Source organism: Pseudonocardia sp. GCM10023141 (assembly GCF_042653605.1).
Map to the genome: position 1 here is coordinate 128,585 of NZ_JBHSIR010000024.1, position 7,755 is coordinate 136,339.

Below are 7,755 nucleotides of genomic sequence, written 5' to 3' on the forward strand. Positions count from 1 at the left end.
CTGATTGACGATGCAGGAGCACACGGTCGCGCTGGACGGGCTGCTGGCCTTCCCCCTCACCCCGTTCACCGACGACCTGGAGCCCAACCTCGACGCGTTCGCGGAGAACGTCGAGAGCCACGTGCGCGCCGGCGCCGGGGCGCTGTTCATCGCCTGCGGCACGGGCGAGTTCAGCGCGCTGGCCTCGTCCGAGATCGCGGCGCTGCTCGGGCGGGCCCGCGAGGTCGTCGACGGTCGGGTCCCGGTGTGGGTGGGTGCCGGTGGCGGTGCGGCCACGGCCCGGGCCGGGATCGCCGCTGCGCAGGAGGGTGGCGCCGACGGGGTGCTGCTCCTGCCGCCCTACCTGGTGACGGGTCCGGCGGCCGGGCTGGTCGACCACGTGCGCTACGCCATCGGCTCCTCGACGATCCCGGTGATCGTCTACCACCGCGGAACGGGCGTGTTCACCGCGGCGTCGGCCCCGGCGCTGCTGGACATCCCGTCGGTCGTCGGCCTCAAGGACGGCTTCGGTGACCTCGAGTTGATGACGCGCATCGTCACCGCGATCCGGGCGGTCGACACGGAGCGGGCGCGGGAGTTCCTGTTCTTCAACGGCATGCCGACGGCCGAGATGTCGGCGAAGGCGTACGCGGCGATCGGGGTCTCGCGCTACTCGTCGGCGGTGCACTGCTTCGCCCCGGACATCGCGATGCGGTTCCACAGGGCGTTGGCCGAGAACGACACCGCCGTGATGGACACCCTGCTCGCGGGGTTCTACCTCCCGCTCGTGGCGCTGCGCGACGAGTCCCCGGGCTTCGCGGTGTCGCTGGTGAAGGCCGCGGCCCGGCTGCGGGGTGACAAGGTCGGCGGCGTCCGACCACCGCTGGTGGAGCCGACCCCCGAGCAGGTCGACCGGCTCGGGAAGATCATCGAGGCCGGCCTGGCCGTGCTGAAGACGGTCGAGGTCGCCTGATGAAGATCCTCGACGCGATCCTGACGCCCGTCGCCTTCGCCGACGGGCCCCTGCTCAACGTGATGGGCGTGCACGAGCCGTACGCCCTGCGCAGCGTGCTGCAACTGCGCTGCGAGGACGGCGTGGTCGGGCTGGGGGAGACCTACGGCGATGTCGCGCTGCTGGAGCAGATCCGCAAGGTGCTGCCCGAGGTGGCCGGCCGCGACGTCTTCGACCTGCACGGGCTGCGCACGCTGGTGGCCACCGCGATCGGCGGTGCCGTCTTCGCCGATGCGCACGGCCTGACCGGCGGGTCGTCGCTGGACAAGACGATCGCCACGGTCTACTCGCTGTTCGAGGTGGCCTCGCTCGACGCGCAGGGCCACTACCTGGACCGGCCGGTCGTCGACCTGCTCGGCGGCAGGGCCCGCGACGCCGTCGACTTCTCGGCGTACCTGTTCTACAAGTACGGCGCGCACGTCGACGAGAACGGCGTGGCGGGCGAGCCCGACTCGTGGGGTGAGCTGCTCACGCCCGACGCGCTCGTCGGCGCGGCCAAGCGCATGATCGACGAGTACGGCTTCGGATCGATCAAGCTCAAGGGCGGGGTGTTCCCGCCCCAGCAGGAGATCGACGCCATCCGCGCGCTGGCCGCGGCCTACCCCGACCACCCGCTGCGCCTGGACCCGAACGCGGCGTGGACCCCGGAGACCGGCATCCGCGTGGCTCGGGAGCTCGACGGCGTGCTCGAGTACCTCGAGGACCCGACGGGCGGCATCGAGGGCATGGCGCAGGTCGCCGCGCAGGCGAGCATGCCGCTGGCCACCAACATGTGCGTGATCCGGTTCGGGGACGTGGCACCCGCGTTCCGGGCGGGCGCGGTGGGCGTCGTGCTGTCGGATCACCACTTCTGGGGTGGGCTGCGCGACACCCAGGCGCTGTCGGTCACCTGCGAGACGTTCGACGTCGGGCTGTCGATGCACTCCAACAGCCACCTCGGCATCTCGCTGGCCGCGATGGTGCACGTCGCCGCCGCCACCCCGCACCTGACCTACGCGTGCGACACCCACTGGCCGTGGAAGACCAGTGACGTCATCGTGGCGGGCGCGCTGGAGTTCGTCGACGGGGCGGTGGCGGTGCCCGACAAGCCGGGACTGGGCATCGAGATCGACCCGGACGCGTTGGCGCGGGCCCACGAGTACTACGTGCGGGCGGGGCTGAGCAAGCGCGACGACGCCACCTACATGCGCCGCTACGTCCCCGACTTCACGCCGAACACGGCGCGCTGGTGAAGGTCGTCGGCTACGCCTACCCGTGGGACGTCACGGTGCCCGGGTTCGTCGAGCGCGCCCGCGCGCTGGGCGTGGACGAGGTGGCCGTCGCGGTCGCCTATCACAGCGCCCGCGCCGCCACGCCGTGGTCGGCCGAGGGGTCCGCGATGCTCGTCGAGCACGCGGCGCTCTACCGCCCGGTGCGCGAGCAGGCCTGGGCACCGGGCGCGCCGCGACCCGCAGAGCCGGAGTGGGTGGCTTCGCGCGACAGCGCAGGCGACGCCGTGCGCGCGCTGGGGGCGGCGGGGATCCCGGCCGCCGCCTGGATCGTGCTCACCCACAGCTCGCGGGTGGGTGCGGAGTTCCCGGAGCTCGCCGTGCGCAACTGCTTCGGTGAGACCTACCCGTGGGCACTGTGCCCGTCGCAGCAGGCCGTGCGCGAGTACGCGGCCACCGTCGCCGCCGAGTGCTTGCAGGGCCTGGGGTTCTCGTCGGTGATCCTGGAGGCGTGCGGCCCGCTCGGTGCCGTGCACCTGCACCAGCACGAGAAGACCGACGGCGTGTGGGCGCCCGCGGTGGCCCGGCTGCTGTCGATCTGCTGCTGCGTCGCGTGCGCGGCGGGCTGGATCGAGGCCGGGCTCGATCCCGCGACGGTGCGCGCCACCCTCGCTGCGGAGGTGCGCAGGCTGGTGGACACGGGTGACCTGACGATCACGGCCGACGCGCTGGCGCCCGCACTGGCGGCGACGCTGCTGCGCACCCGTCACGAGGGTGTCGACGCGCTGCGCGCCGCGGTGCTGGACCGGATCGACGCGGGCACGCGGGTGGTGCTGCACGTGGGGCTCGACCCGTGGGCCACCGGGGCGTTCCCCGGGCTCACCCCGACCGCGGCCGACGACGTCGACGCCGTCGTGCTGTTCAACTGGGTGCCGGGGCCGGGCAGCGCCGACACCGTCGCGGCCGCGCGGGCGCAGCTGCCCGAGCGGGTGGCCGTGGCGAGCTACGTCACGGCGGTGGCGGCCGCCGCGGTGCCCGACATCGGCGACTACGTCACGGAGCTCGCGAAGGCTGGCGCCGACGAGCTGCACCTGTATCACCTGGGCCTGGCAGGGCCGGCCCGCTGGCCGGACCTGCAGGCGGCGACCGCTGCCGCCCACCATGGAGACTGGGAGACATGAGCACCGACACCACCGCCACCGCACTCGAGGTCGCACTCGCCGCAGCGGCGGCCGCGGCCGCTCCGGCCGCCGCGAGCACCCCGGAGGTGCGCGCCGGCTGGCTCGTGGCCGTCGCGGACGCGCTCGATGCGGCCGCCGCCGAGCTGGTGCCGCTGGCCGCATCGGAGACCCACCTCCCGGCGGCACCCCGCCTGAAGGGCGAGCTGGCGCGCACCACGTTCCAGCTGCGGCTGTTCGGTGAGGTGCTGCGCGACGGCGCGTTCCTCGGCGCCACGGTCGACCACGCCGACCCGGGCTGGCCGATGGGCGCGCGCCCCGACATCCGCCGCGTGCTGGTGCCGATCGGGCCGACGCTGGTGTTCGCCGCGAGCAACTTCCCGTTCGCGTTCAGCGTGGCCGGTGGCGACACGGCGTCGGCGCTGGCGGCGGGCAACCCGGTACTGCTCAAGGCGCACCCCGGCCACGAGGAGCTCTCCACGCGCACCGGCGCGATCGTGCGTGAGGCGCTCGCCGCCGCGGGCGCACCCGCCGGCCTGTTCGACGTCATCCACGGTGTGGAGGCCGGTGTCGCGGCGCTGAAGGATCCGCGGATCGCGGCCGGCGCGTTCACCGGCTCGGTCGCGGGCGGGCGGGCGCTGTTCGACATCGCGGTGTCCCGGCCGGTTCCGATCCCGTTCTACGGCGAGCTCGGCAGCGTCAACCCGGTGGTTGTCACCCCGGGCGCCGTCGCGGCCCGTGGCGAGGCCGTCGCGAAGGCCTACGCGGGCTCGTTCAGCCTGGGTGCCGGCCAGTTCTGCACCAAGCCGGGCCTGCTGTTCCTTCCGGAGGGCCACGGGCTGCAGGAGCACCTGCGCGCCGCCGTGAGCGGCATCGCCGCCCAGCCGATGCTCAACGAGCGCATCGCCGACGGCTTCACGCGGCGCCTCGGGGAGCTCGGCGGCGCTCCCGGCGTCGAGACGCTCGTGGCCGGTCACCTCGACGGGCCGGTCTTCACCCCGAGCCTCCTCGCCACGACGGCCAAGGCGTTCGCGCAGAGCGACGCCGCTGTCCGCGACGAGTGCTTCGGCCCGGCGTCGCTGGTGGTCACCTACACCGACCAGGCCGAGCTGCTCGACGTCCTCGACGGGCTGGAGCCCGGCCTCACCGCCACCGTGCAGGGCGAGGAGGACGAGGCCGAGCTGGTGCGCGGGCTGCTCCCGGCGCTCACCAGGATCGCCGGGCGGCTGCTGTGGAACGACTGGCCCACCGGCGTCACGGTGAGCTGGGCCCAGCAGCACGGCGGCCCCTACCCGGCCACGACGGCGCCCACCACCACCTCGGTGGGCACCGCGGCCATCGAGCGGTTCCTGCGCCCGGTGGCGTGGCAGGGCTTCCCCGACGCACTGCTGCCGGAGCCGTTGCAGGAGGCCAACCCCTGGGAGCTGCCGCGCCGCGTCGACGGCGTCCGGTAGCAGCGGCGCGCTCATGCGGCGCGTCGCAGGTGGGTGGCGGGGTTGCGGCGCGGCACCTGCTCGGGGTCGATCCACGCGGGTGGGATGAACTCGGGCAGGCCGTCGCGGATCTGGATGATCCACTCGCTGTCGTGTTGCAGGCGGTGGTGGGCTTTGCACAGGAGTACGCAGTTGTCGAGGCTGGTCGGGCCGCCGTGTTCCCAGTAGCGAATGTGGTGGCCGTCGCACCAGGACGGTGGTCGGTCGCAGCCCGGCCAGGCGCATCCTTGGTCGCGGATGATCAGGGCTTTGCGGATGGCGTCGGGGATGGTGCGGGTGGTGCGGCCGATGTCGAGCAGCTGGGAGCTGCCGCTCAGGACGGTGGGGATGATCCCGGAGTCGCAGGCCAGCAAGCGGAGCTCCTTGGCGGTGAGGGCGCCGCCGAATTCGAGCATCGCGGCCCGGGCGCGGTTCTCCAGGTCCTGCAAGGAAATGGTGACGTTGACATGCGGTCGGTGCCCGCCGCGGTGGGGGACGTCGCCGTGGTCGAGCACAAACCCGCAGACATCAGCCAGCGCGTCGGCCTGGCGTTGCCCGATCGTGCGGAGGTCTTCTCTGTCGAGGGGCTTGGATTTGGCGTCGAGGAGTGCGGCGATGGTGGCGAACTTCAGGGCGCTGTCGAAGCGCCCCGAGATGGTGCCGCCGGACCCGTCCTTGTTGGGGCGGATCTGCAGGTCATCAACGGGCTCGGGATCGCGGTCGTCGGGTTCGGGGCCGTCCTGGTCCAGCAGGTTGATCAGGTCGGTGCCGTGGCGGAACAACCGGTCCGGCGTGGTCTCGGCGGCAGTGCTTGCGAGTTCGGCTTCGACGACGGCGAGGTCGTCAGGACTGATCCGCGATGCGGCAGAACTCGACAGCACCTTGGCGATGACCTCGACGTGGCGCAGCGTCACATCTCCGGCGTGGAACGCCGCTGCGGTGGCCGGCAACAACGCCGGCAGCGTGGCGCCATCGAGCGCGACGCGCGGGCAGATCTGCTCGACGGCCACCGAATGGCGTCGCGCCTCAGCCCACTCGAACCCGAGCTGATCCACCAGGGCCCGGTTGACCGACTTGTAGCCACGCTCGACGAAAGCACCCCGCCGCTGCAGCTCGGCCACGGTGTCGACCGTCAATACGGTCAGCTGGCGGCCGGCCCCTTCGCTGACCCGCAAGGCGGCAAGCCGCTCGTCATCACTGCCGTTCTCAGCCACGGATCGCAGCGCAGCGGTCGCCTCACGAAGGAGGCGATGCGCATCGGCAACCGTGCTGGACATACCCCACATCATACTCGAACATCTGTTCGACAGGTAGTGTTTCGAGTGGTATTTCTGCAGCTCGGAGCCGTTGTGCGGGTCGTATCGGCCGTGCGCGCGTAGCGCACACCGGGGACTGAGTGCCCTCCCGTCGACCTGGCGGCGAAGCCCGAGCCTTCTGGGAGGTCGACGGGAGGGCGCGACCCTCTCGGGGATCTGCCCCGCCGGCGAGGCGGCGGTAAAGCCGGGGCACGCGATCGACGGCACCTGACCGGCGGCAAAGCCGGGGGACTCAACCCAACGCGACCCGACCGGCATGCATGAAAGTGACAGCGGACAGGCCAATCTGGCTCTGGCGCAAAGTCCGTGAATCCGGGTGGCCGGGTCAGGTGGGGAGTAGGACGCGGCGTCGGAGGAGGTCGAAGTTCGCTCGGCCATACATCGCTCGTTTGACGGCCTTGAGCTTCCCGACGGCGCCTTCGACTGCGCCGCTGCTCCAGGGAAGGGTCAGCCCGTTGCGCACGGCGTCGTAGTCCTTGAGCAGGCCGGTGGCGAGCCCGTGGAGCTGCGGGATCTCGCTGGCTTGGGCTTGCGCGATCCAGGTATCGAGGTGCTGGCCGTGGAGGTGGCGCAGCATCCCGCCGAAATCGCCGACCAGCTGGTCGAGGACGCGCAGGATCGGGCAGCGCTCGATGATCCGGGTGAGGGCCCGCTCGCGCAGCTCCTGGGCGAGCCGCACGGCGTTGGTGCAGCCCTCTTGCCAGCGTGTGGCCAGGTGGGCGGTGTGGGCGTCGAGGTCGCTGCCGCGGCGGGGCATGGTGGTGAGCAGTTCCTCGGCGGTGGCGGCGCGGGCGTAGCGCCGCACGGTCTTGGTGTCGAGGTTCAGTGCCCTGCTGATCGCGGTGGTCCCGATCCCCTTGTCCGACAAGGCGCGGACCTCGGCCCAGCGCAGTCGGGTCAGCTCGGCGCGGCGTCCCACGACAACATCCTGGGATTCGCCGTCCGGCGCGGTTGTGACAGCGGCGGACTGGGTCGGATCGGGCTGGGCGACGGCTGCAGAAGCGGGCCGATCCTGCAGGCACTTCTGATGCGCGCGCACCACCTGTTTGACCGCGTCGGTGAGGTTGGCGAGCAGGTGAAACCGGTCCGCGACCTGGATCGCGTCCGGCGCACCGACGTGAGTCCCCTCGGCATATCCGCTGGCACGGTCACGACAGATCACCTCGGCGCCGGGGTGGGCGCGCAACCAGTCGGCGAAGGTGTCGCCCAGCCGGTCGGGCAACACTTCGACGGGCCGGTGGGTGTCCATGTCGACCAAGATCGTTCCGTAGGTATGGCCTCGACGGGAACGCGAAGTCATCAACGCCGAGCACGGTCACCGTGCCAGGTTCTGCCAGGGGCAGGGCGCGGACCAGACGTAACAGCGTCGTCCGCGACGTCCCGATGGTCAGGCGTCGGGTCAAGCGCTGACCGGCCCGGTGGGCCTGTCACGATTTCCGTGTAAGCCACGGATGACTAATTTAGTTAACCTATCACAGGGGAAGTCGACCAGGGAAGAGGACGACCAAGGTATTCAAGGCCATTTTCCAGCCCCACGTCCCGGTTCCGGATTCACCGCCCCGCTTACTGGAAATGTTCCGTAGTCCGAGA

General features: G+C 71.7%; 6 protein-coding genes. 4 read left to right on the top strand and 2 right to left on the bottom strand.

The genetic code is table 11. The features are described 5' to 3' along the window. The first annotated feature begins 10 nt into the window (after nucleotides 1–10). From ACFPFQ_RS13350 to ACFPFQ_RS13365, 4 genes are read left to right on the top strand one after another with little or no spacing between them, the layout of a single operon-like run. Nucleotides 11–952: a 5-dehydro-4-deoxyglucarate dehydratase gene (locus tag ACFPFQ_RS13350; protein ID WP_379618405.1), complete on the top strand. Its 942-nt coding sequence runs from the start codon at nucleotides 11–13 to the stop codon at nucleotides 950–952. Next, nucleotides 952–2,223 (top strand): glucarate dehydratase family protein, encoded by a 1,272-nt coding sequence (locus tag ACFPFQ_RS13355; protein WP_379618407.1) that lies wholly within the window; start codon nucleotides 952–954, stop codon nucleotides 2,221–2,223. The genes ACFPFQ_RS13350 and ACFPFQ_RS13355 overlap by 1 nt, the downstream gene beginning before the upstream one ends. Beyond that, nucleotides 2,220–3,380 carry a hypothetical protein gene (locus ACFPFQ_RS13360; protein ID WP_379618409.1) on the top strand — a complete coding sequence of 387 codons (1,161 nt, stop codon included), beginning with the start codon at nucleotides 2,220–2,222 and terminating at the stop codon, nucleotides 3,378–3,380. Before ACFPFQ_RS13355 ends, ACFPFQ_RS13360 begins: the two co-directional genes overlap by 4 nt. Beyond that, on the top strand, nucleotides 3,377–4,831 hold the full coding sequence (locus ACFPFQ_RS13365) for an aldehyde dehydrogenase (NADP(+)) (RefSeq protein WP_379618411.1): 1,455 nt from the start codon (nucleotides 3,377–3,379) through the stop codon (nucleotides 4,829–4,831). Before ACFPFQ_RS13360 ends, ACFPFQ_RS13365 begins: the two co-directional genes overlap by 4 nt. An 11-nt stretch (nucleotides 4,832–4,842) precedes the next feature. On the opposite strand, the gene ACFPFQ_RS13370 is transcribed toward ACFPFQ_RS13365, so the two are convergent. Next, nucleotides 4,843–6,423, bottom strand: a complete 1,581-nt coding sequence (locus ACFPFQ_RS13370) for an HNH endonuclease signature motif containing protein (protein WP_379618413.1) — start codon at nucleotides 6,421–6,423, stop codon at nucleotides 4,843–4,845. A 67-nt stretch (nucleotides 6,424–6,490) separates the two neighbouring features. Next, nucleotides 6,491–7,465, bottom strand: coding sequence for a transposase (locus ACFPFQ_RS13375; protein ID WP_379618415.1), 975 nt, complete (start codon nucleotides 7,463–7,465; stop codon nucleotides 6,491–6,493). Nucleotides 7,466–7,755 lie beyond the last annotated feature (290 nt).